This is a genomic window from Myxococcus qinghaiensis (assembly GCF_024198215.1).
Taxonomy (GTDB): domain Bacteria; phylum Myxococcota; class Myxococcia; order Myxococcales; family Myxococcaceae; genus Myxococcus; species Myxococcus qinghaiensis.
Window position 1 is genome coordinate 121,544 of the sequence record NZ_JAKCFA010000022.1, and the last position, 25,076, is coordinate 146,619.

Annotated in this window: 22 protein-coding genes; 11 read left to right on the forward strand and 11 right to left on the reverse strand. The window is 69.8% G+C overall.

Annotated elements, in window-relative coordinates:
* Window positions 1-221 precede the first annotated feature (221 nt).
* Entirely contained in the window at window positions 222-1,496 is a 1,275-nt protein-coding gene (locus LZ199_RS34200) for an endonuclease/exonuclease/phosphatase family protein (protein WP_253997959.1), read from the forward strand.
* Window positions 1,497-1,511: 15 nt separating this feature from the next.
* On the opposite strand, the gene LZ199_RS34205 is transcribed toward LZ199_RS34200, so the two are convergent.
* Window positions 1,512-2,252, reverse strand: a complete 741-nt coding sequence (locus LZ199_RS34205) for a peptidoglycan-binding domain-containing protein (RefSeq protein ID WP_253997960.1) — start codon at window positions 2,250-2,252, stop codon at window positions 1,512-1,514.
* A gap of 85 nt (window positions 2,253-2,337) precedes the next feature.
* Window positions 2,338-2,670 (reverse strand): hypothetical protein, encoded by a 333-nt coding sequence (locus LZ199_RS34210; RefSeq protein WP_253997961.1) that lies wholly within the window; start codon window positions 2,668-2,670, stop codon window positions 2,338-2,340.
* A gap of 213 nt (window positions 2,671-2,883) precedes the next feature.
* Here LZ199_RS34210 and LZ199_RS34215 point away from each other — a divergent pair, with 213 nt between their 5' ends.
* Both LZ199_RS34215 and LZ199_RS34220 read left to right on the forward strand, forming a co-directional pair.
* Window positions 2,884-4,626, forward strand: coding sequence for an N-acyl-D-amino-acid deacylase family protein (locus LZ199_RS34215; protein ID WP_253997962.1), 1,743 nt, complete (start codon window positions 2,884-2,886; stop codon window positions 4,624-4,626).
* A 119-nt stretch (window positions 4,627-4,745) separates the two neighbouring features.
* Entirely contained in the window at window positions 4,746-5,627 is an 882-nt protein-coding gene (locus tag LZ199_RS34220) for a hypothetical protein (protein ID WP_253997963.1), read from the forward strand.
* 32 nt (window positions 5,628-5,659) lie between these two features.
* Here the strand turns inward: LZ199_RS34220 and LZ199_RS34225 are convergent, their stop codons facing one another.
* On the reverse strand, window positions 5,660-6,379 hold the full coding sequence (locus LZ199_RS34225) for an FAD-dependent oxidoreductase (RefSeq protein WP_253997964.1): 720 nt from the start codon (window positions 6,377-6,379) through the stop codon (window positions 5,660-5,662).
* A gap of 198 nt (window positions 6,380-6,577) precedes the next feature.
* Between LZ199_RS34225 and LZ199_RS34230 the strand changes: the two genes are divergently transcribed.
* From LZ199_RS34230 to LZ199_RS34240, 3 genes are all read left to right on the forward strand, one after another.
* A complete protein-coding gene (locus tag LZ199_RS34230) occupies window positions 6,578-9,343 on the forward strand; it encodes a CHAT domain-containing protein (RefSeq protein WP_253997965.1) in 2,766 nt (921 codons plus the stop codon).
* An 84-nt stretch (window positions 9,344-9,427) separates the two neighbouring features.
* On the forward strand, window positions 9,428-10,699 hold the full coding sequence (locus LZ199_RS34235; protein WP_253997966.1) for a hypothetical protein: 1,272 nt from the start codon (window positions 9,428-9,430) through the stop codon (window positions 10,697-10,699).
* An 8-nt stretch (window positions 10,700-10,707) separates the two neighbouring features.
* Window positions 10,708-11,085, forward strand: a complete 378-nt coding sequence (locus LZ199_RS34240; protein ID WP_253997967.1) for a hypothetical protein — start codon at window positions 10,708-10,710, stop codon at window positions 11,083-11,085.
* On the opposite strand, the gene LZ199_RS34245 is transcribed toward LZ199_RS34240, so the two are convergent.
* Both LZ199_RS34245 and LZ199_RS34250 read right to left on the reverse strand, forming a co-directional pair.
* A complete protein-coding gene (locus LZ199_RS34245) occupies window positions 11,054-11,953 on the reverse strand; it encodes a cupin-like domain-containing protein (RefSeq protein WP_253997968.1) in 900 nt (299 codons plus the stop codon). The two genes, LZ199_RS34240 and LZ199_RS34245, sit on opposite strands and share 32 nt — an antisense overlap.
* Entirely contained in the window at window positions 11,950-13,005 is a 1,056-nt protein-coding gene (locus LZ199_RS34250; protein WP_253997969.1) for a cupin-like domain-containing protein, read from the reverse strand. Before LZ199_RS34250 ends, LZ199_RS34245 begins: the two co-directional genes overlap by 4 nt.
* A 57-nt stretch (window positions 13,006-13,062) precedes the next feature.
* Here LZ199_RS34250 and LZ199_RS34255 point away from each other — a divergent pair, with 57 nt between their 5' ends.
* Window positions 13,063-13,230 carry a hypothetical protein gene (locus tag LZ199_RS34255; RefSeq protein WP_163869354.1) on the forward strand — a complete coding sequence of 56 codons (168 nt, stop codon included), beginning with the start codon at window positions 13,063-13,065 and terminating at the stop codon, window positions 13,228-13,230.
* An 18-nt stretch (window positions 13,231-13,248) separates the two neighbouring features.
* Here the strand turns inward: LZ199_RS34255 and LZ199_RS34260 are convergent, their stop codons facing one another.
* On the reverse strand, window positions 13,249-14,256 hold the full coding sequence (locus LZ199_RS34260; protein ID WP_253997970.1) for a cupin-like domain-containing protein: 1,008 nt from the start codon (window positions 14,254-14,256) through the stop codon (window positions 13,249-13,251).
* 223 nt (window positions 14,257-14,479) lie between these two features.
* On the opposite strand from LZ199_RS34260, the gene LZ199_RS34265 reads away from it, so the two are divergent.
* The 3 genes from LZ199_RS34265 to LZ199_RS46810 all read left to right on the forward strand — a co-directional run bounded on the left by LZ199_RS34265 (window position 14,480) and on the right by LZ199_RS46810 (window position 17,442).
* Entirely contained in the window at window positions 14,480-14,917 is a 438-nt protein-coding gene (locus LZ199_RS34265; protein ID WP_253997971.1) for a hypothetical protein, read from the forward strand.
* Between the two features lie 204 nt (window positions 14,918-15,121).
* Window positions 15,122-15,988: a hypothetical protein gene (locus tag LZ199_RS34270; protein WP_253997972.1), complete on the forward strand. Its 867-nt coding sequence runs from the start codon at window positions 15,122-15,124 to the stop codon at window positions 15,986-15,988.
* A 296-nt stretch (window positions 15,989-16,284) separates the two neighbouring features.
* Window positions 16,285-17,442 (forward strand): M57 family metalloprotease, encoded by a 1,158-nt coding sequence (locus LZ199_RS46810; RefSeq protein WP_323390082.1) that lies wholly within the window; start codon window positions 16,285-16,287, stop codon window positions 17,440-17,442.
* A gap of 156 nt (window positions 17,443-17,598) precedes the next feature.
* Here LZ199_RS46810 and LZ199_RS34280 read toward each other — a convergent pair whose 3' ends face one another.
* From LZ199_RS34280 to LZ199_RS34300, 5 genes are all read right to left on the reverse strand, one after another.
* Window positions 17,599-18,579 carry a GlxA family transcriptional regulator gene (locus LZ199_RS34280; RefSeq protein ID WP_253997973.1) on the reverse strand — a complete coding sequence of 327 codons (981 nt, stop codon included), beginning with the start codon at window positions 18,577-18,579 and terminating at the stop codon, window positions 17,599-17,601.
* Between the two features lie 64 nt (window positions 18,580-18,643).
* Complete coding sequence (locus LZ199_RS34285) at window positions 18,644-21,070, reverse strand: ABC transporter permease (RefSeq protein WP_253997974.1); 2,427 nt, start codon at window positions 21,068-21,070, stop codon at window positions 18,644-18,646.
* Window positions 21,071-21,230: 160 nt separating this feature from the next.
* On the reverse strand, window positions 21,231-21,920 hold the full coding sequence (locus tag LZ199_RS34290) for a hypothetical protein (RefSeq protein ID WP_253997975.1): 690 nt from the start codon (window positions 21,918-21,920) through the stop codon (window positions 21,231-21,233).
* Complete coding sequence (gene rdgC / locus LZ199_RS34295; protein WP_253997976.1) at window positions 21,907-22,554, reverse strand: recombination-associated protein RdgC; 648 nt, start codon at window positions 22,552-22,554, stop codon at window positions 21,907-21,909. The genes LZ199_RS34290 and rdgC overlap by 14 nt, the downstream gene beginning before the upstream one ends.
* Before the next feature lie 79 nt (window positions 22,555-22,633).
* The gene (locus LZ199_RS34300) at window positions 22,634-23,884 is read right to left on the reverse strand and encodes a hypothetical protein (RefSeq protein WP_253997977.1); all 1,251 of its coding nucleotides are present in this window, start codon (window positions 23,882-23,884) and stop codon (window positions 22,634-22,636) included.
* Between the two features lie 318 nt (window positions 23,885-24,202).
* On the opposite strand from LZ199_RS34300, the gene LZ199_RS34305 reads away from it, so the two are divergent.
* Window positions 24,203-24,853: a hypothetical protein gene (locus LZ199_RS34305; RefSeq protein ID WP_253997978.1), complete on the forward strand. Its 651-nt coding sequence runs from the start codon at window positions 24,203-24,205 to the stop codon at window positions 24,851-24,853.
* Window positions 24,854-25,076 lie beyond the last annotated feature (223 nt).

Genomic DNA, 25,076 nt, shown 5'->3' on the forward strand with positions numbered 1-25,076 from the left:
CTCTCGACCTGCTGGAGAGGAGGCCATGGCCCCGCTGCCCGCCTGCTTTCCGTCCCGGCGAGAATGGCCGAATCGCGCTTTCCAAGGGGCCTGCCCCCTGGCGAGTCGGAGGATCCGCACCGAACTTGAGGGCACTCAGGAGGATTGGTGGACACCGTCGCTCACCAGCAGGACTCGCTGCTTCGCGCCCCTCTCGGGAGGGGTCTGTCCCAGGAGCCCGTATGAAGGTGCCCGAGGTCCTGGAGCACCTTCCGGGCGTGGGCCCCCTGCTCGGCCGCATTGCGACCAGCCCCGAGGAGCCCCATCCTCGCAGGGACCCCACCCTCACCCTGCCGAGCCTGGACGCCTTCAAGCTGCCGGCGACGGCGCGGCAGCTCGGGGACGGTCGCACGCTCATCGTCCGCAACCCGGAAGTCAGGGCTCCCACGGGGCCCGGCCTGTCGGTGATGAGCTACAACATCCTGCTCGGAGGCGAGCGACGCGCGGCGCTGCTGGCCTACTTCGACGGGCTGGAGGCCGAAGGCCGCATGCCGGACGTCATCGGACTGCAGGAGGCCAACGTCCCCATCTCCGTGCTGCTGTCGTCACGGTATGGCTTCCACCTGGCGTACTTCGGCCATGACGGGGGCAACGGCGCGCGCCTCATCAACGGCAAGGCGTTCCTCACGCGCCATCCGCTGGTGGACGCGGCCCACTTCACCTACTCCCTCTCCGACGCGGAGCGCGCCGCCGCCATCCAGCGCCGGGGGGGAGACGTGTGCGAGCTGCCGGAGGACCGGGGCGCGCTGTACGTGCGCCTGGAGGTCGGCGGGGTGCCCGTCGTCCTCTACAACGTGCACCACACGCTGGGGGACTCCGCCATCAACGCGCACAACATGCGGCAGCTCAACACGCTGCTGCGCCACCGGGAGGTCCCCCACGCCGTGGCGCTGGGTGACTTCAACGCCAACACCGCCATCAAGCGCGGGGGCTCCTGGCTGATGGCCCACCTGATTACGTACGACGACACGGACACGGTGGAGGAGTACGCCGTGCGCTACGGCGAGCCGCACGCGAGCGTCGGCGACAAGGGCGTGGGCAACATCGCGGACCCCCGGCTGCGCCACGAGCTGCACGTCATGGAGCAGGGCCTGCCGGAGACCATCGCCCACGCCGCCGTGGCGCGCGTGCGCCTTGCCGACGGGGCGATGATGACGCCGAAGCAGGCGTGCGCGGAGCTGCGCTCGGGGAAGGTGCCGCGCGGCAGTGAGCACTGGCTGCGGCTCCAGGACATCGCCGACAGCGCCACGCTCACCTCGCTGCCGGACGAGTCGGGCGTCGTGCCCGCCACGGGCAAGCGCTTCGACAACCTCTACGCCAGCCCGGAGCTGGAGCCCGTCCTCTTCGAGGTGGACCGGAGCACCGAGTCCTCGGACCACCAGCCCGTCCTGGCGCACTACACGCTGAAGCCCGCGAAGACTCGCGACGGCAAGCCGACGTCCGGCAAGCCCACGTGAGGCGCGCGGCTCGAGTCACACGAGGACGAAGTCCACGTTCTTGAAGCCCCGGGTGCGCGCGCAGACCTCGTAGCCTTCGTGCGCGCCGTCGTCGTTGGTGTTGGCTTCGATGGTCTGGAACGTCTCCTCGTCCACCTCGGTGACGATGCCCGCGTGGGCCCAGTCTCCGGGCGTGCGCCGTCGAAGGAAGAGGCTGCCCGGGCGGATGCGCGTGCGGTCCGGCGGCGCGCTCATCGTGGAGAGGAAGCTCGCCCGCGCGCGCCCCTGCGCCGCCAGCAAGTCACTGGAGAAGGTCCGCTCCAGCGGCATGGGCACGCCCAGCGTCCTCGCCGCTTGATGGAGGCAGAAGGTCGCGAAGCCGGCGGACCAGCACCAGGACGAGCCCTCATTGCCATCCAGGTACAGCCGCACCCACGGCCCGCGGTTGCGTCCGCCGACTTCCCGAGGGAGCTGGCGCAGGTGCTGCGCCGCATACGCCACCGTCAGCGAGCCCAGGGAGCGGCCCGATGCGGGGACCGCGGTGAGCGCGGCGCGCAGCGGCGACACCAGGCGTTCGAAGGTCACCGCATCGGCCACACCGGAGACGGGCAGCCCCGCGCGCGCCTGGAAGCGCTTGAGGGCCGCCTCCGTGGCGGCGCCGAAGTCACCGTCGACGGCGACCGCGAAGCCATTCAGGCACAGCCACTCCTGGATGCGCCGCACGCCGGAGGACTCCTCACCCCGGCGATACACCTTGTCCAGCTCCAGTTCGCTCATGGGGGGCCCCCGCCAGCCACTGCATGGCCGCGTGCAGCATCCTGGCACCGCGTCGAGTCACGGCGCCAGGAGGGCGGCCCCGACCTCAGCGCGGAGGTGCTTCACCTGGCACATCGCGGTCATCCACCGAACGTTCCCTGTCTTCATCCACCTCGTTCGGCACCGGCGTGGCCGCGTCGCCTTCCGCGCCAGAGCCGCCCACGCCTTCCCGGAAGCCCCGCGAGGCCTCCTTCGCGGCGGTCTTCATGTCCTTCGCTGCCTCGCGCGTACCGTCGCGCACCTCCCTCGCAGCGCTCCCCACCTCGCGGCCGACCTCACGCGAGTTGTCGCGCACCTTCGCGTCGTCGCAGCCCGTGAAGGCCGCAAGCGAGGTCCCCAGGCCCACAAGCGTGAGCCACTGCCAGCGTGTCCGTGCCATCTGTCGCCTCCCGCGCTCAGGTCGCGCTCGTGTCGTCAGGACCGGAAGGTAGGCATGGGAGCACGCGAGAGCGGGCCTGCGAGCAGGCGCCCCCTCCCTGGTCGCGGGAGCGTGCACCCGCCCTGATGACGCACCGCGCCTGACTGTCAGGTGGCCCTCGTGTCGGAGGGTTCCGGGTGGAAGTGGACAGAACGACGGGCCTAGGCTCGATGGATGGACCTCATCGTCGAGAACGGCCTCGTATTCGATGGTCTGGGCAACCCACCCCGCAAGCTGAACGTGGGCATCCGGGGAGGCACGGTTGCCTCTCTCACGGAAGGGCCGATTGAGCGCGCGCCGCACACGCGCGTCATTGACGCCGCCGGCCACTGGGTGACGCCGGGCTTCATCGACCTGCACACCCACTACGACGCGGAGGTGGAGCTGGCTCCGTCGCTCTCCGAGTCGGTGCGCCACGGCGTCACCACGGTGGTGGTGGGGAGCTGCTCGCTCAGCCTCGCGGTGGGAAAGCCCGAGGACCTGGCGGACATGTTCTGCCGCGTGGAGGCCATCCCCTACGACGCCGTCCGCACGCTCCTGGAGGAGCGCAAGACGTGGGACACGCTGGGCGGCTACCTGGAACACCTGGAGACGCTCCCGCTGGGCCCCAACGTCGCGTCCATGCTGGGGCACTCCGCGCTGCGCGCGCACGCCATGGGCCTGCACCGCAGCCTGGAGCCCGGGCTGCGCCCCAGTGAGGACGAGCTGCGCCGCATGGAGGCGCTGGTCACCGAGGGCCTGGACCTGGGTTACCTGGGCATGTCCATCATGACGCTCAAGTGGGACAAGATGGGCGGCTCGCGCGACGTGCGCAGCAGGCCCCTGCCCTCCACCTACGCGCGCTGGAGCGAGTACCGCCGGCTGACGAAGCTGCTGCGCGAGCGGGGCCGCGTCTTCCAGGGCGTGCCCAACATCAGCACCAAGGTGAACGTGGTGCTGTTCCTGCTGGAGAGCATGGGCCTGTTCCGCAAGACGCTGAAGACGACGGTCATCTCGATGATGGACCCGCGCGCCAGCCGGGGAATCCACCGGCTCATCGGGGTGCTGTCGCGCGCGGCCAACACGTTGTTCGGCGCGAACTTCCGCTGGCAGGCCCTGCCGGAGGTGTTCGACTTGTGGGCGGACGGCATCGACCTGGTCGTCTTCGAGGAGTTCGGCGCGGGCGCGGCGGCCCTGCACCTGCAGGACGCGGCCTCGCGCGCGGGGCTCTTGAAGGACCCGAAGTACCGCTCGCGCTTCCGGAGCCAGTGGACCAACCGCTTCCTGCCGCGCGCCTTCCACCGCGACTTCAACCAGTCACGCATCCTCGCGTGCCCCGACGCCAGCATGGTGGACAAGTCCTTCGCGCAGGTGGCCCAGGAGCAGGGCCGCGACGCGGTGGACGTGTTCCTGGACCTGGTGGCCACGCATGGGGACGCGCTGCGCTGGTACACCGTCATGGCCAACGACAGGCGCGAGGAGCTGGAGTTCATCTGCCAGCACCCGGACATCCTCGTCGGCTTCTCCGACGCGGGCGCGCACCTGCGCAACATGGCGCACTACAACTTCCCGCTGCGTCTCTTGCGGCTGGTGCGCGAGGCCCAGAAGCGCGGCGAGCCCTTCATGACGGTGGAGCGCGCGGTGCACCGGCTCACCGGGGAGATTGGCGAGTGGTTCGGCCTGGACGCGGGCGTGCTCGCGGAGGGCAGCCGCGCGGACCTCGTCGTCATCAACCCCGAGGGCCTGGACGCGAAGCTCGATGAAATCGCGGAGGCGCCCATGGAGAACTTCGGCGGCTTCGTGCGGCTGGTGCGCCGCAATGACACCGCGGTGAAGGCGGTGCTCATCTCCGGACGCGAGGCGGTGACGGAGGGCGCGGTGTCTGCGGCCCTGGGTCAGGAGCGCGGCTTCGGGCAGGTGCTCCGCGCGAGGGCCTGAGGACGTTGACGCGAAAAACCCGGCGAAAAACACCCGGGAAGATTCGCGAAAGGGGCCGTTCCATCGAGCGAAACCGGGACAACACCCGGCGCGGTACTCGACTGGAAGGCACTTTCACCATGAAGCGAAACACGAAGCTGCTGTGGGCCCTGCCGTTCACCCTGCTGGCCGTGGGATGTGGCCCTGAAGGACTGGAAGCGGAGAGTCCAGAGGCGACTGTCGCGCCCGCCGCGGAGAGCCTGGGTGAGACGCAGCAGGGGCTCGTCGTGACGGGGACGTGGGAGTCGGGCACCAACGAGGCGGACATCGACATGGGCCCGTCGAACAACCAGACCTGCTTCCTCACGGGCGTCCGGGGCAATCTCAAGGGCCGTGACACGTTCCCCCACACTCCCCTCGCCAGCGTGGGTGTCTACGAGGAGGGCGGGCACTGGAGGCTGAAGACGCGCCACGGCGTCGGCACGGGAGTCTCCGGCAGCGCGACGTGCATCTCCAACGTGGGCAACCGCGTGTCCATGTCCTGGTCCGAGTGCACGTCGTTCAGCTGCGCCTTCTCCCATGTGCCGGTGAACGCGAACCGCCGCTGCTTCCTGACCAGCATCTGGTCGCGCGCCGGCATGACGTTCCACAACTCAGGAGACTCGCGGCCCGGCCTGCTCATCAGCAAGCAGACCATCTTCCCCGGCGGCGGCGCGCCTTCGTATGACGCGTGGGTGATGAAGGGCTGGACGTCCAACGACGCCAGCGAGCCCGCCAACGGCGGCGGCACCGCGCACTGCGTGGACTTTCCGACGGGCGGCGCGGCTGACGGCTCGTGGGATGGCAACTCCACGACGCCCATGTGCAACGGCCCCGCCACCGTGGGACTCCTGCGCGGCATCTTCGGGGACTTCACCGGCGGCCAAGGTGATGGCGTGTCGCTCATCAAGAACGTCGGCACCGGCTGGACGGACCTGAAGGTCACCAACAACAAGGCGGGCTACGTCTCCTGCGTCTGGTGAGTGGCGCGAGCCCCATGACGGCCCGGCGGCGCTCAGCGGGCGTGCGCGGAGACGAGCTGGACGACCTCCTCCGCGCAGCCCCACGACAGCGTGACACCCGCGCCGCCGTGGCCGTAGTCATGCACCACGACGCGCTCCCCGAAGACCTCCGCCTCCAACCGCACGGTGGGACGTCCGGGGCGCAGCCCCACCTTGTGCTCCACGACGTTCAGTTGCGCGCCTGGAGGCAGGAGCGGCGCAGTGCGCGCCAGGATGCCTCGGGCCGCCTCCGCGTCGGGAACGAGCGACGCATTCCCCTCCTCCACCGTGCCGCCGAGGATGCAGTCGTGGGCGCGGGGAATGACGTAGGCGATGCCGTGCTCGCACTCGTCGTCGAAGATGAAGCGGTCCGTGGGGGGCGGCGTCACCCGCGGCAGCTCGTCCGCGCGCGCCCGACGGAAGTCCGGCACGCTGTCGCGCCACCATGGGTCCTCGACGTGGCGCCGGAACACCTCCACGCCGGGGACGCTCAAGATGCCGGCGGAGGGCTGCTCTCGCGCCAGCGACTCCAGCACGGTGTATGTCCGCTTCGCCCACGCAATGACGCGCTCCTGCGGCCACGCCCGATAGGGATACCAGACGGCCGCGGCGACATCCGACGTCGTGTGCGGGGTCAGCTCTCGCGCCCACACCTCCACCGAGTGCCCGGCCTCCAGCAACCGGATGCCGCACGACAGGCCCGACACCCCACCGCCGAGGATGACGATGAACATGGCGTCACCCTAGCTCCAGGCGGCGCTTTCGGGCCTCGCCGACGCGTCCCCGGGTCGCCTTGACTCAGGCCGTCAACTCCAACCCAGCAAGTCTTTCACTGCGACGATTTGTCCCAGTCAGGCGTTATGGCTTAAGACTCGGAGTCTCAGTGACGGCTCCACGCCATGGGACGTGGAGCGACGGGGAGGGTCCAGCGAATGGCGGCAGAGCTGGATGCACCAGGGAAGTCCACTCGCGGGCGACGCGCCCCGCGCCTGCGTGCGTGGCACCTCATTCCCCTGCTCGTCTTCCCCGCCCTCCTCATCGCCCGCTCCGGGCCGCTGACGGACCGTCGCAACGAGCTGCTGTGGCTCACCGACACCCGCACCCGCCCGCTGGAGCCGCGCCTCAGCGTCCCCGCCGCGGATGTGCACCGTCCCTATGCCCGTCCCCGCGAGGAGCGTCCCTCCATCGCCGTGCCCCTGCGGGAGCTGGCCCGGCTGGAGGAGCGTGGAGACCGCGCGGGCATCGCCGCGTCCTATCTGCTCCATGGAGATCCCCAGCAAGGCCTCGCGCACCTGGCGCACGCGCCGCCGTCGCTCAATCGCGACAACGACCAGGCCGTCGCCGCCTTCCTGCTCAAGCGCCATGACGAGGCGCTGACCTCGCTCGACGGAATCCTGGAGACCTCTCCCCGTCATCCCCAGGCCTTGTGGAACCGGGCGCTCGTGCTGCGGGAGATGGGGCTGCACCTGCTGTCGGCCTCCGTCTTCGACCAGGTGGCCGCCCTGGGGGAGCCCGGCTGGAGCGCGGAGGCCCGTGAGCACGCGGCCTCGCTGCGGGCGGCCGTGAGCCAGCGGGACGCGTCCTGGAAGCGCACGCGGGACGCGCTCACGAAGCTGGCCCAGGACCCCACGCTCCCCATTCCCCTGGACGAGGCCCGCCAGCATCCAGGCATCTCTCGCGGCCTCTTCTACGACGCCGTGCGCACCGCGCCCACGTCCGCCCGGGTGCTGGCGCTCCTGCCCCTCGCGGAGCTGTTGGACCGCATCCACGGTGGCACCGCCCTGGCCGACCACACGCGCGCCATCGCCACGCGGGACTTCACGCGCCGCGCGCCGCTGGCCGCCGAGTACGCGCGGCTCGTGCGCGAGCGCCAGCCCGCCTCCGCGGAGCTCCTCACGCGCCTGCGCGCCGCCGGTGAACATGACCTGCTGCTCGGCGCGCGGCTGCTGTCGCCGGAGGCCCAGAGCCCGCCCGAGGAGCTGGAGCAGCTGGCTCGCAAGTGGAACGACCCGTGGATCCACCTGCTGGTGCAGGACGAGCTCGCCCGGCAGGAGGGGCTCGCGGGCGAGTCGTGGCAGGCGGACCAGCGCCTCAAGGCCGCGCTGACGTTCTGCCGCGAGAAGCGGCTGCGCCCGCGCTGCTCGGACCTGCTGCGCAAGCTGAGCCACAACGCCACCTCCGCCAACCGGCTGTCGGAGGCCGAGGAGACGGCCCTGGCGAGCTGGCGAGAGGCCCAGGCGATGGGCGAGTGGGGGCTGGAGTCCGCGGCCCTGCGCGCCCTCGCCCAGGCGGCCCGCTTCCAGTTCCGCGTGGCCTCCGCGCGCGCGTACCTGGCCGAGTACCTGGCGCGAGCACCAGACACCTGCGACGTGAAGAACTACGTCCACCGCAACATGGCGGCGCTGGAGCTGATGCGGCTCAGGCCCCAGGAGGCCCGCCGCGCCCTGGTGCGCGCGCAGGAGTGCGACGCGTCCGTGGACCTCATCGGCGCCTGGATTCTCACCGACCTCATGCGGCTGGACCCACGGCCCGAGGACGCGGCGCAGATCAGCGCCGAGCTGGCCCGGGCCCAGGCGAGGCGCGAGACGCCCGGCCGCCGCATGCTCGCCCAGCTGGTGCGGGCGCGCTTCGAGCTGCTGAAGGACCGCAAGCAGGGCAATGAGCGGCTCGCCGCCCTCATCAAGGACGCCACGCCGTTCCTGACGACGGACGCGGACGCGCGCGACGCGGTGGCGGTGGCCTGGCAGACGATGGCCGTCACGGCTGGCGAGGCGGGCGCCTTCTCCGAGGTGCCGGGCGTCGTGGCCAGCCACCTGGGCGTCACCAGTCCCAAGCAGTGCGCGCTCATCGCCGCGACGGAAGCCGAGCGCACCGTGGTGGTCGCGCTCGGGCCCCGGGGCCAGGTGCTCGGTCACCATGACGCCTCCCGCAGGGAGCCCTTGGGAGAGGACCTGTCCGGGCTGGTGCCGGAGAAGCTCCTGACGCTGCTGCGCACGTGCCCTCGCGTGGACGTGCTCGCGGCGCCGCCGCTCGACAGCCGGGCCGGACTGCTCCCGCCGGAGATGGCGTGGAGCTACCGCGTGGCCACGGGCGCCGCGACGGAGCCGAAGCAGAAGCCGCCCGCGCCCCTGCACCTCGTCGTGGCCAACGTGGAGACGCCCTCGGGCCTGGGGCTGGCGCGGCTGTCCTCGTGGGAGTCCACGCCCGCGCCCATCGGCCAGTCGGTGGAGCTGTCCGGCGCGCAGGCCACGCCCTCGCGCGTGCTGGAGGCGATGGCTCGCGCCACCGACATCGAGTTCCACGCGCACGGCGTCGTGGACCGCAGCCTGTCCGAAGCGCCTGTCATCGCCCTGGCGCCCGAATATGACGGTCGCTACGCATTGACCTCGGAGGCGCTGAAGCAGGTGCGGCTGGAAGGTTCGCCGGTGGTGTTGCTGGGCGCGTGCAGCGCGGCGCGGCTGCCGCCCCTGTTGCATCAGACGTCATCACTGCCCCAGGCCTTCGTTGGCTCGGGGGCGCGCGCGGTGTTCGCGGCGACGGTGGATATCCCGGACTCGGCGGGCCGCTTCTTCCAGGGCGTCCGGGAGCGCATCCACGCGGGCGCGACACCGGCGGTGGCCTTGCGCGCGGAGCGGCTGCGCTGGCTGCGCGACGTGAAGGGCGCGCCGTGGGTGACGCGCGTCTTGTTGTATGAGTAAGACCACCGGCGGCCCGTGGGGGCGTCGCCGGAGGCCGTGAAGCCATGTCCGTGCCCCTCCGGCACGGGCGAGGGGGGGGTGGACATGCACATCGCGGAACCGCTGGCCATCTACAGCTTGCACTTCGACCGGGGAGACGCGGACAGCGGCACGGTGGCCTTGTGGAGCCCCGTCACCGACACCCGGCTGGGGGAACAACCGGAGTGGATTCGGGACCACCGCGCCGAGCCCGTCGCCTACGTGCGCGGCGCGCGGCCCTCCGTCGTCATCTCCCTGCTCGCGAACCACTTCGTCCCCGCGTCGTTCGAGCTGAGCGCCTTCGGCCGCTCTCTGTCCCCGGCCCATGGCCCGGACACGCCCATCCGCTGGCTCGGGCCGCATCCGGTGAGCCTGGAGCGCACGGCGGGCTGGAACACGCTCGCGGAGCCGGTGCCTTTCAATCGGCCGCTGCCCAATCACATCGGCACGCACGCGCTGGAGCTCCAGTGGGTGGCCGAGTGGACGGACGCGGACGGGAGCGCGCGCCGCCTCTTCCTGGGCAACAGCCGACATGAGCTGTTCACCACCGGAGCGCCCATGCGCGACGGAGGAGCGGGAGCGCCGCCCTCGGGGGCCTACCTGCCGCTGGTGCGCTGGTCCTCGCGCTGGTGCGAGCGGCTGGAGTCGCGCAAGGACATCTGCGACGCGCTGCTGCGAGGCCTTCCGGAGACGGGCCTTCGCTACGGCGTGCCCGCGTGGACGGTGCGCCACATGCTGATGGTGGGCGGCGGCATGTGTGGCGGCTGGTACCAGCTCTTCCAGCAGCTCGCCAACTGTCAGGGCGTGACGCTGGAGGGCCGCACGCTGCACCTGGTGCCCAGGGACGACCCGCGCACCGACGAGGTGCGCTGGGAGGCCATGGTGGCGGTGGCGCCGGGCATCAACCAGCTCGAGCCCAGCCGCCTGACGCGCCTGCAGGGGCGCTTCCACGACTGCGTGCGCTATCCCTTCGCGTCGGACGAACCCGTGGAGCTGCTGGGCCGCGTGGAGGCCCGGTATGTCTTCATGGCCGGCTGGGATGACGGCCACTGCCTCAACTTCCTGGAGGATGCAGGGCGGCTGTATCTCTACGACGCCTGCTTCCGGACAGAGGCGGTGGAGCTGGACATGCCCCTGCCCCCGGCGGATGGCCGCCCCGTCAGACTGGGCGCGGAGTCCTCCTTCCGCCGCCGCTACCTGCACCCGACGCTGCCCTTCCTCATGGGGACGCTGTGCGCGAACGGAAGACTCTGGGAGGTGGACCTGGGGCGCAACGAGTTCGGCATCACCGTCGGGACGGAGCAGGTCCCGGAGATAGACATCATGTGGACACGCTAGGAGTTGTCATGCCGACGACACGCGAGCAGCTCAGGCGGATGGTGGCGGAGCGAAAACCTCCGCCGCGCGGCTTCGCCTGGGGGGAGCTGATGAGTGCCCTGGAGCAGATGGAGGTAGCCCCCCTGGAGGACGCAGACGTGGGAGTGCTGGTGGAACTGCTGGCGCAGCGCGGCCGTGTCCCCTTGAGAGGACAACCGCCCGTCCCCCACTCCATGCCTCCCGAGGAGCTGGTGCAGTCCAGAGCGCTGAAGATTCTCGCGCAGGCGGGACGGCTCGCGCTCATCCGCGACGACCTTGTGCGACTGGAGCGCGAGCCCTCCGCGCCCGCGCTGCGAGACCTTGCCCGACAGCTCCTCAGCCGACTGGAGAGCGAGGAGGGGGCGTAGGCTCGCGGGACTCCGGCCGGGGTGTCCACGACACGTTGGGCTCGGCCGCGGCGAAGGACTCGAAGACCAGCGCTGCGCCGCCCTCTGGCGAGTGATGCGCGAACCACCACCCCACGGGAAGCAGCAGCAGCTCACCGGGCGACAGCTCCACCTCCAGGCGCGGCACGCCGTCCGGCACCGAGGCGGCGCCCAGCACGCGATGCAGCGCATGGGCGGGAACGAGTTGGAGTCGCCGGTGCCCTCGCACCTGACACACCAGGGTGTTGCGACGCGAGGGCCGCAGGGGCACCTGTGCGCCCGGCTCGTCCCACCACAGGCCCGCCGGTGCCTCCGCCGTCACCAGCCCCGGGGGCGCGTGCACGGTGATGCGCGACAGCCCGCTCGATCCCGGAGGCAGGACGAAGGCGCCGGGGGCCACGCTCGTGGCGCTGGATTCGCGCGCGAGCGTGGCCAACAGCGAGCCCATGTCCTCCGAGGCCGCATTGGTGAGCACCGTGGCGTGGACCACGACGGGGAGGTTCTGGAAGTAGTAGCGCTCGAAGAAGTCCTCGGGCGACAGCGCGTCATGGCGTGCGACGTGGGTGGGTTCCGCTGACTGGCGATGGAGGTCCGCGTAGAGGTCCAGCAGCCCCTCCAGCTTGCGCTGCATCGCGACGGCGCGCGCGGCGCCCAGGTAGCAGGGGTCCTCGGCCTCGGCGCGCACGGCCGCGCGCGCGAGCGAAGTGTCGACGCCCGAGCGCTCCAGCACGGCCACCAGGTCGTCATGCTCCGCGCCGCGCAGCAGGTTCTCCACCACCCAGCGCCGCCACTCCGGCGCCAGCGAGCCCGTCGTTCGCGCTCCAGGAGCGCGCGTGTCCGCATCCGTCATCGCTGGACCTTCTCTGGCCTGGGGCCAATCCAATAGTCGCGCCACTCCACGTTGCGCTCCGGCCGGTCGAAGCTGACGAACGTCACCGACAGGCTCACGTCGAGTGCCTGCACCGCGTGCCACCACCCCACCGGAATCAGCAGCGCGTCACCCGGCCCCACCACGCAGGAGTGCAGCGTCGCTCGCGCGAAGTCAGGGAAGCGGCCCAGGTCCGGCGCGAGGATGTCCACCGCGCTGTAGAGGCCCCGGTCATTGTAGAGCCGAGGCGTCTCGCAGGGCGGCGCCAGCCAGAAGCGCTTGCGGCCCAGCACCTGGCAGAAGAGGACGTTGAGGTGGTCGTGGTGGAGGTTCGACAGCGTCCCCGCCGGACCGAACCACAGGTGCACGCTGTCCGGAGCGCTCAGGTCCGGATGGATGAAGCCCCGGGGCGGAGTCAGGTCGTCGAGCAGGGGACGGAACGCGGCGCGCAGCAGCAGGCTGTTTCGCGCCACCAGGTACACGTCGTCCGAACCGGGCGTGCCGCGCACGTGGGCCACCAGCTCGCGCAGGGGCAGCGTGTGGCGCAGGCGTTCCGCATGGAAGTCCGGGTCTGGCTCCGCGTCGCGACCGGCCATGACCTCCACCTCCTCGTCACCGAAGCGCTCGACCAGCCACTCAGGACTCCAACGCTTCAGCGCTGGCCAGTCGTCCAGCACCCCCTCCAGGATGACGGGCCGGTTGGTGACGTAGTAGCGCTCGAAGAAGGTTTCGGGTGCCAGGTGGCGTCGCCGCTCCACGCCCAACGGAGACGGGCCAGGATGGCGCTGGGCATGGAGCCGGGCCCGCGTCTCCAGCAGTCCCTCCAGCTCCCGGCGCCGGACATGGGCCTGCTGGCCGTGACGCACCGCGGGGTGGGAGGCGACTGCGTCCACCGCTTCACGGGACTGTGCCTCGGACAGGCCTTGGGCCTGGAGCGCCTGGACAAGCCGTGAGGGGTCCACGCCCACGGTCAAGTTTTCAGCGAGCCAGGAACGCACCGGGGGCGGCAGGCTCTCGCGCTCGTCAGGAGTCATGGTTCGCGCGGTGCGATATACCACCCGGGTAGGCCACACCGTTGCATTGGGGACCGCATGACGACTTCAAAGGATCCTGCTCCAAAAATCGTCCCGAACCCGCCACCCAACCCGGCCACTCGGATAGCGCCGCGCATCGTCCCCAACCCGGGAGGTCATTCCGCGCCGCCCGAGGAGCGCGCCGTGCCCACTCCGCCGCCCACCACGCCGCCGCTGGAGAAGTGACGGCGCGGAGCCGGGGCATCATCCCAGCTTCCACCACGTATTGCCCTCCGGGACGTCGAACTCCTGGAAGGTGACGGACACGCTGACGTCGAGCGCGTGCACCCAGTGCCACCACCCCGCGGGAATCAGCAGCATGTCTCCGGGCTCGACGATGACTTCGAGGACGTCCGCCTCCCGGTACGAGGGGAAGCGCGTGAAGTCAGGGCGGTCCGCGTCGACCTGGCTCCACACCTCGAGGTGGCTGTAGACGTGGTGGGTGTGGAACGAGGGGATGAGCCGGAAGCGCTTGCGGCCGAAGACCTGGCCGAAGAGGACGGTGCCGAGGTCGTGATGCAGCTCCGTCCGCGTGCCCGCGGGCCCGACCCAGAGCTTCACCGCGCCGGCCCGCGTTGATGCGCGCAGCAGGCCCGGTGGATAGCGCACGTCGTCGAGCAGCCCGCGCAGCTCCTCGCGCTCCAGGGCGAAGTTGCGGGCCGTGAGGTAGAGGTCATTGGTGGGGCCGCCCTCCTCCAGCCTGCGGAGGAACTCGCCCAGGCGCATCACCGCGCGACAGGCGTCAGGCTCCACGTCGTGGTCCGCGCGGGACTCCCGGCCGGTCATGACTTCCACCTCGACGTCGCCGTAGCGACGCGAGAGCGCCTCTAGCCGCCAGTTCGTCATGAGCGGCCAGTCCCGCATGAAGCCGGCGAGCAGCACGGGCTCGTGCGCCAGGTAGTAGCGCTCCATCAGCGTGGGCACGGGCAGGTGTTCCTGGCGCGCCATGCGTTGGTGTCGTCCGGAGTGACGGTGCAGCGCGACGCGGGTGTCGAGCAGGGAGAGCATGTCCTCGTGAGGGCGCATGCGACGTAGACCCTCCGCCACGGCTGGGTGCGCACGGGTGGCTTCGATTTCGGCGTGAGCGCTCGCGAGCGGCACGCCCGCCGACACCAGCGTGTCGACGAGTCGCGCCGAGGCCACGCCTCGCACCACGTTCTCCGCCAGCCATGCCCGCCACTCCGAGCCCAGGCTGGATGCCACGTCGGCCATGTCTCCTCCGCTGACCTGCGCGCCGGGCACTGTACAAGGCGCTCGGTCGTCCTGGGCAAGCCACCGGTCAGGCGGTTTCCAGCGGGTGTGCGTTTTCTTCCGCGCGCGGTGGGCGGCACGAGGCCCGGGTGGCGCCCCATCGCCTGTCCCGACGGGGGGCGACTGCACGGGCCATGAGTCCCGTGGGGGGACGGAGTCCTAGATTCTCCGCACGAGGCCCGCGATGAAATCATCCAGCTTGAGGTTCCGGTCGTGCCTGTCGCTCGCCAGCACGGGAGGGTTGGGTGCGCTGCTCCTGCTTGTCGCTCCGGCAAGTGGACACGCACAGGACGACGATGACGATGAGGCGGTCGCTCCCCAGGTCTCCTGCTACACGGCCGCCAGCCAAGGGGGACTCAGTGATGACTACGTGGCCACCCAGCTCTGTCGAGGTGCCCGCTCCAATGCCCCCGCGAAGTGCTTCCTGCGCGTCCAGGACGAGGGCTCGCTGACGCAGGGCCAGGCGCTCCAGCTCTGCCAGTTCGCCACGGACGACGACGACCCCGCGGCCTGCTATCTCCAGGCGCGCAGCAAGAGCTTCGGTGACGACTCGCGCATCCTGCAGCTCTGCCAGCCACCGGTGACGGAGTTCCTGCGCTACTGCCCTGTCTATGTGCAGTGAGCGTCGACCTCACCTTTTCATGTGAGCCAGGGTCGACCCGCGTGGAGGATGGAGCGCGGCGCTACACCGCATGAGCGGCGACCTCACCTTTCATCGTGAACCAGGGGCCGACCTGCGTCGCGACAGCCTGGAGGGACCTGCGGCGCGGTTGGGGTGGCATCCCCGGGTGGAGCACGCTGCGGCGCCACGGGTTAGGGTGAGGCCATGACGGAGCAGCCGCCCCCCGAGGAGGACCTTCCCACGGCGCGTGAGCTGGAGCTGGGCGAGGCCAGCGCATCGCCCACGCCGCGCCTGTTGTTGCCACCCGGCAACGAGCCCCTCGCGATGCTGGCGCGCCGGGGCTTCCAGGCCACCGTCGCGCCCCTGGACCTGCCCTTCCCCGCTGACGTGAGCGGCGCGCGGGCGGAGCGACTGGTGGAGCGATTGGGCCACTATGCGTTCCGCCTCTTCCTGCGCGGGGCCATCCTGCGACGTGGAAGCTTCACGCCCCTGGAGGCCACTCGCTACCTGGAGGAGGCCGGTGCCACGGCCTTCGCCGAGGACCTGGTGTCTCTGGACCTGGCCACGCGCGAGGCGGATGGCCGATACCAACTCGTGTACCCAGCGGCGAGCTTCGGCGGCACGCTGGAGTGGTACGTCGCGCACGAGCTGCGAGGCAGGTTCGGCTTCGACGTGGCGGCGGGCGTGAAGTTCCACGCGCCAGACGTCGGTGGAGACCTGGACGTCGTGGGCGCGGCGGAGGGACGGCTCGTCTATCTGGAGATGAAGTCCTCGCCGCCCAAGCACCTGGCGCCGGATGAGGTGGGAGCCTTCTTCCGGCGCGTGCGTGCGCTGCGTCCGCATGTGGCGGTCTTCGTGATGGATACGGCCCTGCGGCTGTCCGACAAGGTGCTCCCGCTGCTTCAGGCGGAGCTGAGCACCCAGCCCCCTCCCCCTCCGCGCCGCATCGTCCGTGAGGTGTGGGCGCTCACGCCCCATCTCTATGTAGTCAACGCGCGACAGGACCTGATGGGCAACATCGGCCTCGCGCTCGCTGAGGGATTCCGGGCGCTCTCTCCTCCCGCACCGTGAGCCCGCAGGCGCCGGCACCCCACGAGCCGCGCGCCGCGACATCGACAGTGTGTATTTGAGGAAAACAATTGCGTCCCGCGATGACGCCGTGAAGTTCCAGGCGACACACGGGCGCGGAACACACGCGTTTTCGTCGCCGCTGAACATGAAGGTCGATAGGGCATTGGCCGACCTGCTCGTGAGAAGGCTCGAGCAGGCAACGCCTCATCCGCCCAGCCTTCACGACCGGATTGATTGTGAATCACACCCCCACGACATCGAAGTGTTTCATTCTCGCACTCGCCGCGAGCAGCGCCTTGGTATTGGGCTGCGGAGATCAGCCCGCACAGACGCAGGAGATTATCGACAACCTGGTACAGGCCGGCTTCCCGGTCAATGACATCCAGGTCGTTGGAGAGACCGTCTATGTCGGCAGGGACGCGGAGGTCAGCCTGGAGGCCTCTCGCGAGATGCTGGAGGCCCCTGCCTCCGAGGAGCAGTACCGCACGACCAACCTCGTCGGCGCGGCCGTGACGAAGATCTGCGTCAATGGCGCTGCGTTCACCGGGGTGTTCAGCACCGCCCTCAACCTGGCCATCCAGAACTACTCGGAGCGGCCGCTCCGATTCTCGATGGCGCGCACGCCGAGCACCGGCTGCAGCTTCACCATCAACGCCAACATCGACCCGAACATGAACGGCGGCGTGGCGGGATTCCCTGCCAATGGCCTGCCGTTCGGGTCCATCACCATTGGTGGCCTGCTCAGCCAGTACGGCGTCGACGTCATCGAGCACGTCATCACGCACGAGCTCGGCCACACCATCGGCTTCCGCCACTCTGATTACTACAACCGCGCCATCAGCTGCGGCACTGGCGGTAACGAGGGCGCCGCGGGCGTCGGTGCCATCCACATTCCCGGCACGCCGACCAACGCGGTGGTCGGAGGCTCGATCATGAATGCCTGTTTCCGCTCGTCAGAGACTGGCGAGTTCACGGGCAGCGATGTCACCGCGCTGCTCGCGATGTATCCCCGGAGCGGAGCGAGCCTGGCCTTCCGGACCGCCACGGGCCACTTCCTGGTCGCGGAGAACGGCGGCGGCTCGTTCGTCGGCGCTGACCGCACGGTCCTCAGCGACTGGGAGCGCTTTGGCTCCGTCGACTTGAATGGTGGCGAACTGCTCAACAATGACGTCATCAACCTGCGCGCCTTCAACGGCCAGTTCGTCACGGCCGAGAACGGTGGTGGCAGCGTGGTCAACGCCAACCGCGCCGTCGCCCAGGGCTGGGAGTCCTTCCGCCTCATCAACCTCGAAGGCCGGAGCCGCTTCCAGACCGGAGACCGCGTGGCCTTGCAAGCCTCCAATGGACAGTACGTGGTGGCCGAGAACGGTGGCGGCGGCAGTACCTCGGGCGCGGTGAACGCCAACCGCCCCGCGGTCGGCGCGTGGGAGACGTTCGTCCTCTTCATTCAGTGACGTCTCGGCGACGCGTCCTGGAACCATAGGACCCGCTTGTCCTGGTGAAGTCTCCAGGGGCGCATGCCAACAATGGCGGCGCCTGCCATGTCCGGATGTCCCAGATGGATGGCTTCATCTGGGCATTGACACCTCGACGGACAGCGCTGTTCGTGGTTACTCCACGGGCAGGAACGCGGGGGTACCAAAGCCTCGACGGTAGGTGCTCGGGGCCACGCCGAAGCGGCGCTCGAAGGCCCTGCGAAAGACATCCGCGCTCTGGAATCCCACGGAGAGGGCCACCTGCTCGATGCCGCCGTCTCCATCCACCAGCCTGCGGCGCGCCTCCTCCAGACGAAGCCGTTCGACATACGCAGCAGGCGTCTGCCCGAACACGGCCCGGAACTGACGGGCGAAGTGTCGGGGGCTCAGACATGCACGCTGAGCCAGCACCTCCACGGAGAGGTCTCCGGCGAGGTTGACCACCATCCAGCTCGTCAAATCACCAAAGCGCCCACCGCTCTCCTCCTGGAAGCGCAGGGGCTCCGAGTACTGGGCCTGTCCTCCCGGGCGCTTGAGGTACATCACCAACTCACGCGCCACGGAGAGGGCCGCACTCGGGCCGTGGTCCTCTTCAATCAACGCGAGCGCCAGGTCGATGCCCGCGGTGATTCCCGCCGACGTGTAGAACGCACCATCCTTGATGAACAGGGCATCCGGCTCGACGCGTACCTTCGGAAAACGCGCCGCCACGTCCTCCGCGTACTGCCAATGCGTGGTCACCCGCCGTCCGTCGAGCAGGCCCGAGTCCGCGAGCGCATAGATGCCCGTGCAGACGGAGACGACCCTCCTGAGCGTGTGTCCATGCGCTCGGAGCCAACGGACGACTGGGGCCCTGACCTCCGGTCTCCGGAGGCCCGCGCCTCCTGGAATGATGAGCGTGTCCAACCCCTTGGCTTCGTCCAACAGGACATGCGCCTTGAAGACGAGCCCCGACTCGGACCGGAACTCCCCCAGATGCAGCCCCACCAGCACCACCTCGTAGCGGCGCTGCCCGTCCGTCTGGACTTTCGCGAAGGCTTCCAGCGGCCCGACGAGGTCCAAGGCCTCCAGCCCCTCGTAGCCGAGAAAGCCCACACGCCGCACCGCCGCTGTCATGTGCACCTCAAGACCGGCATCGTAGTCCCGTCCGCCAGGCCGTGGGGCACCCACGACGTGGGCATCACGTGCTCCGCAGTGCAATTGCCGGGTCGGTCCGAGCGGCGCGCAATGCGGGCAGCAGGCAAGCCACCGCTCCAGTGCCGCCCAGCAACAACACCACTCCCACCAGAGTCAGAGGGTCGGTCGGCTCCACTCCGAACAGCAACCCCTCCATCAGCGACGACAGCCCCAGCGCACCAGCCGTCCCCATCAACAGCCCGGCGAGCACCAGGCTCATCCCCTGCCGCAGCACCAGCCCGAGCACACTGGAGGGCTCGGCTCCCAGCGCCAGGCGGATACCGAGCTCTCTCACCCGCTGGCTCACGGAGAACGCCACCACTCCCGTCAACCCCGTACAGGTCAGCACCAACGCCAGCACCGCGAAGAAGCCGAGGAGCAACGTCACCAGGCGCGGCGCCGCGAGCGACTCGCTCCGCAGGCTCGACAAGGAGCGCACGTCCGTCACCGGCTGCACGGAGTCCAGTTCGTGCACCAGCTCGCGCAGGTGTGGCGCGAGCGCCATCGGAGCCCCGCTCGTGCGCACGAGAATCCGGAGGTCGCGCAACGGCTGCAACGCGAACGGGAGATACACCTCACGCGGTGGGTCCTCCCCGAGCCCACGCTCGCGCACGTCCCCCACCACGCCCACCACGGTGACCCAGTTGCGTCCTTCATCGAACGAGATGCGCCGCCCCAATGGCTCCCCACCCGCGAGATACGTCCGTGCGAAGGCCTGGTTCACCACCACGACCGGGGCGGTGTCCGGACGGTCTCCAGGCTCGAAGAGGCGCCCCTTCAACAAGGGCACGCCGAGCGCGTGGAAGTAGCCACTCGTCGCGCTGCGCAGGTCCGCGCGCGGACGCACCTGTCCGGCGGAGACCTCTTCGCCCTCCACTTGCAACGCCATCGTCCAGGGCTCGTTGCCTCCCAGCGGAAGCTCGTTGGCGAGGCCGACGACCGTCACTCCCGGCAACTCCTCCAGACGCGGCACCAGTTGCTCGGCGAAGGCGCGGACCTTGTCATCCTCCCGATAGCGGTCCCATCCGAGGTCCACCCGCGCGGTGAGCACGTTCTCCGGGTCGAACCCCGGGTCCACCCGATGCAGGCTCACCATGCTGCGCAACATCAACCCCGCGCCCACCAGCAATACGCACGAGAGGGCCACCTGCGAGACGATGAAGAAGCCTCGCAGGCGCGGACTCACGCGGGAGCCGCCAGCGCCTTGCATGGCCACCGCGCCGAACAGCGTGCGTGCGGGAAGCGCGGGCAGCAGCGAGAGCACCAGCCCCGTGCCGAGCGAGAGCCCCAGGTTGATGAGGAGCATGGACGCGCCCACCTCCACTTCGACGGCGCGCGACGTGTAGCGCGCGACGAACGCCACCAGCAGCTCCATCCCGGCGACGGCCACCACGAGCCCGAGCAGGCCCCCCAGGAACGACAGCAACAGGTGCTCCGTCAGCAACTGTCTCGCGAGTCGCCCCTGGCCCGCGCCCACGGCGACCCGAACCGCGAGCTCATGTTCGCGGCGCGCGAGCCGAGCCAGCGTGAGGTTGGCCACGTTCGCGCAGACGATGAGCAGCAGGAAGACGGCCGTGACGAACAGGAGCAGCAGCGTGGGACGCGCGCGCGCCACGAGCCTGTCCTGGATGCGTGAAGCGGTGGCCGTGAAGCCCTCGGCGGAGGGATAGGCCTCGGGCCAGGCCTGATGAAGACTCGCGGCGGCCCTCTCCAACTCAGCGCGTGCCTCCCCGAGCGACACGCCGGGCGCCAAACGCCCCAGGACGGTGAGCCCACGGCTGGTGCGGGTATGAGCCCAGTGCTCACCCGAGCGGAACGGACATGCGGAGACGGGCATGTACACGTCGTTCTCCCCCGGGTACTGGGGCACGGGTGGCAGCACACCGATGACCGTGTGCGTGCGCCCGTTCATGGTGAAGGTCTTTCCGACGATGGTCGGGTCTCCACCGAGCTCGCGCTGCCAGTAGGCATGGCTGAGGATGAGCACGGGCGCGGCGCCGGGTTTCTCCTCGTCGGGCAGGAACGTGCGGCCGAGCAGTGGCCGGACGCCCAGCGTGTCGAAGAAGCCCGAGGACACCACGGCCGTCTGCACCCGCCGTGGCTCACCATGCCCCACGATGTGGAACGGCATGGAGTGGTACTCCACCAGCCGCTGGATGCCCGTGAGACGCTGCCGATAATCCTCCAGCTCGAGCGGAGAGAAGCCCGCGCTCTCGCCCCCCAGTCGTGCCACCGGCTGATCCAGGTGCACCAACCGCTCACCGTCCCCATACGGGAGCGGCCGCAGCAGCACGCCATGGATGACGCTGAAGATGGCGGTGTTCGCGCCGATGCCCAGCGCCAGCGTCACCAGGATGGCCACGGTGAAACCCGGGCCGCGGACGAGGACACGCGCGCCGTACCGAAGGTCCTGCCAGAGCGTCTCGAACACCACCTGCCTCCCGCGCCGGGACGGGCCCCGGTCGCTGGTGGCGTCCCCTCACTGAAGCGCGCGAGCAGTGGCCACCGAAGGCCCAGGGATAGGCGGACGCCCGGACCGGAACAATGACGTTGTCCCGACGATTCCGGACGTCCCCTGCCCCACTCCTACCTCAGTGCCGGGCAGCGCGCGCGTCGCGGCCCCGGGCGCGAGCGGCCTTGGAGAGCGCGTTGGCGCCCTGCTCGTCGCCGCGCATCCACTCCTTCATCGCCGGCACCACCTGCTTGCTCCAGGTCTTCCCCACGCGAATCTTGAGGAAGTCGCCGACCAGCGCGTCGATCATCGCGGAGAGCTGCTCGGTGAGGAACAACCGCTCGTTGAGCTGGTCGTCCTCCTCTTCGCTCATCAGCGCGGGCAGCTTCGCGGCGCGAACGTCGAGGAACTCGGAGTCGAGCGTGGCCTCGTACTCCTTCTCGCCATGCGTGAAGCGGATGCGCGCCTGGGCCACCAGGAGGCCCTTGTCCAACGCGTGCTTCACCTGCTCCGAGTACGGCGCCAGCGTGCCCTTCGCGCTCAGCTCCGTGACGTCACCGGCCACGCCGCGCAGGGTGATGCGGCCCATGAAGAGCACGTTGACGCCCGTGCCCTCCAGCTCCACCAGCGCGTCGCCCGTCTCCGAGCGCCACAGCAGCCACGTCAACAGCTCGCGGCCCAGGTACGCCCGGCCTCGCAGGAGCTGCTCGCGCGCCTGCCCTCGCTCCACCTCGGCGACGTCCTTGGTCTCCTCGGTGGCGGCGCCATCGACGCCCACATCGCCTCGCGCGAAGGCGGCATCCGCCCGCGCCTGCTCACGCTTCGCCATGTGCCACCTCCGCCGACGTCGCCGGCAGGTCCATGCCAATCAGCTCCGCCGTGGGCCCCAGCGCGTTCTCGTCGATTCCCGACGTCTGAGCGATGGCGGCCGGCGTCAGGCCCACGAGCTTCAGGCCCAGCGCGTTCTCCAGCGCGATGATGATCTCCTCCACCACCTTGCGCGACGCGGCCCAGATTTGGAGCTGCTGCGTCTTCTGGTTCCAGCTCACGTCCAGCACGTTGGTGCGAGGCGTGGCGCGCGTGCGGAGCATCTGCTTGATCTGCGCCTTGGCCTGCGTCTTCTCGCCACGGCTGGGCGGCCGGTCATTCTCCGCCTCGAAGTTCGTGGACCACTTCGCCATCTCCTCCTTCATCGCGGAGGCAGGCACTTTCAGCGAGTCGATGCGGAAGGAGAAGAGGACATACTCTCCGTAAAAGACACGGCCGACGGAGAAGTCGACGGCGTCGGCGTTCTCCAGTTCGACGAAGCCGGCCGCGCGGTCATCCTCGGAGCGGCGGTCGATGGGCTCGAACGCGTGGGCCTTGAGACCCCGGGTCAGCCAGCGCTTGATGTCGGAAGGCGCTTCCTTGGCGGGTTCTACCCGGAAGCGCGAGAAGGTGACGGCACCACGAAGGACAGGCATGGGGCGCGGCAGGATGGGGGGCGCGAGCCAAGGCGTCAAGGCACTCTTGGTGCTGCCCTCCGGCCGGGGACGATGGAAATTACAGGGCCCAGGGTCCTTGCCGCCTCCTGGGGTAATTTCGCAGGAGTCCATCCGCCACCACCTCCTGGGAATCCTTCGGGAAGCCGCGCAGGCTTTCACCGCCGCACTCCAACCGGAGCGAGTCCACCAGGGGTACTGGTCGTTGGCCCACGTACTCCTGCTCGATGCGGACCACCTCCGCACGACTCCAGCGCCTGCTGGCGGTGACGGCCAGCACGCGGCCCAGGGCGGACTCGAACTCCACCTCCGGCAGCCACCGCAGCAGTTCCACCAGTCGGTCCACGTCGAACGAGGGACGGGACGCCGTCCTGCCAGTGATGGCACCCAGCGCCTGGGGCCCCTGTCCCGCGGAGATGAAGGACAGGTGCTCGAGGCCGAGGACACAAAGTCCCGGCGCGCCCTCGAGCCTCGCGGGAAAGAGGGCTCTTGAGTCCAACCGCCTGCCAGAGCGGAGCGCGTCGCTCAGGCGGGGCCAGCGCACCAGCTCCACCAACGCCGCGAGGTTCACGGCATCAACGCTCCGCTGAGTGAACACGCCCCAATCCCCGCCCGCACGAACCTCCCGCGTGTTCGCGTCGAGCTGGGGCCCCTCCTCGGGGAGGTCATCCAGCCGCACGCTTCGGGGTGGACCGAACGCGGAGCGCCAGATCAACCGCTCGTTGGAGAGCCGCACTTGTCCCGAGCCCGGCACCCACCCGCGCCAGGATGCGTGCGGCCCGAACAGGGTCGCCAGGCGGCCCGAGTCCTTCTGAGTGACCTCCAGGTGGCGACTCCAACGCGCATCCGTCTCGAATACGAGCACCTCGCGCGAATCCAGCTCCCAGCTCACGGACTGACGCGCCAGCACCTCCAGTCTCGTCAGCGTCTCTTCGAGAGACCCATGCCCCGGCGACACACCCAGCGCCTCCAGCCTGCGCCGCGCGAGGGCCACAAGCCGCTCACGCCGCGCCGACAACTCCCGCGCCATTCGCAGCACGGGAATCGTCGCGGGCCATGCTTCCAGTTCCGCTCGGCGATGGACCCTCTCCAGCGCTTCCGTCAGCGCAGCCGCCCCTTCCACGAGCGCGGCCCCCCACTCAGGGCTTCGTGTCAGCGCGCGCCGCCACCCCCAGCCCGACAGCAGCTTCTCCAGCTCCGCATGAGAACGCCGGGCCGCCGCGAGGACCTCGGCGCGGCCCTCCAACTGGCGCTCGGCATCCGACGCCTGGAGGGCATTGGCCGTAACGTGCGTGTGCGTGGGCTCGGACATCTCCGTGGCAAGAATAAGCCAGGGCTCGTGATTCACGCTCGGTTGGAGAAGTGGGATACGGGTGCGCTGGTGCCCACCTCGTCGTTGGATGAGTGTGCCGCGCGGGAAGCGCCCTTCCGTGGCGGGCAGCGTGATGGAGGGCCGGGGCTCGCTGCCGGCCACCCTTGGCCCCTTGCATGGGCCACCTGGCTTTCAGCTATCGTGGGGTTGCCAGTCATGCGCGGACCCGGACCACTCGCGCATGTCATTCCTGGCGATTCCCACATCCCACCCTGAAGTGAAGTGCCCGGCCGGGCGTACGAGCTTCGGGTGTCTGTCATGACCACTCGTCTCTCGACGCTGTTCGTCGTCGCATGGCTGTCCGTCCCGAGCCTCGCCCAGGAGGGCTACAGCCCCCCTCCCCTCACCTCGGCGCCCGAAGACTCCCCGAGCGGGGTGCGGGGTTCCTCCACGCCCATCGATACCCGTATCCGACTCGCGGGGACGCTCCTGGGAGGCGCCGCGGGCACCGCCGCTGGCGGAACCATCGGAGGACTCTTCTCCATGGGCAAGCTCACAAGCTGCGGCTCCTTTCCCGCCACCATCCACTGCGGGCAAAGCCTGATTCCCATCTTCATCGGCATGGCTGGCGGCTCCGGCGTGGGAGTCTTCGCCACGGGCCGGGCACTCGGGAGCAACGGCAACTTCGCGCTCAGCGTGCTGGGCGGAGGGCTCGGCACGGTGGTCGTGGCCCTGATGACGGGAGACAACGCGCCGGGCGAACCGCTCGTGACCGAGGGAGGCACTCACATCGTGCTCAGCCTGCTGATTCCCACCGCGGGCGCGCTGCTGCTCAACGAGCTGTCTCACCGATTCAGCGGGGGTGAGCCTTCCGCGCGCAGTCAGCATCGAGACGAGGGGCTCCAGCTCCCCCCCACCGTGGGCGCGTCGAGGGATGGCGGTTTCGCGGGACTCGTCGGCCGGTTCTGATCCGACCCACTCCCCTCGGAAAAACGTGGCCGCATGGCGCGAGCAGTCACCGTCAGTCGGCGCATGGCGCGGCGTCGATGAGCGCGTCCTCGACGGGCCGGGGTCAGCACCGAGGCCGCATCCATCACATCGTCAATTCCGAGGGAGCTTGTCTTGTCATTGATTCCCATTCGATTCTCACGAAGCGGCGCGCTCGCCGTCATGCTCATCCTGCTGGCCGGCC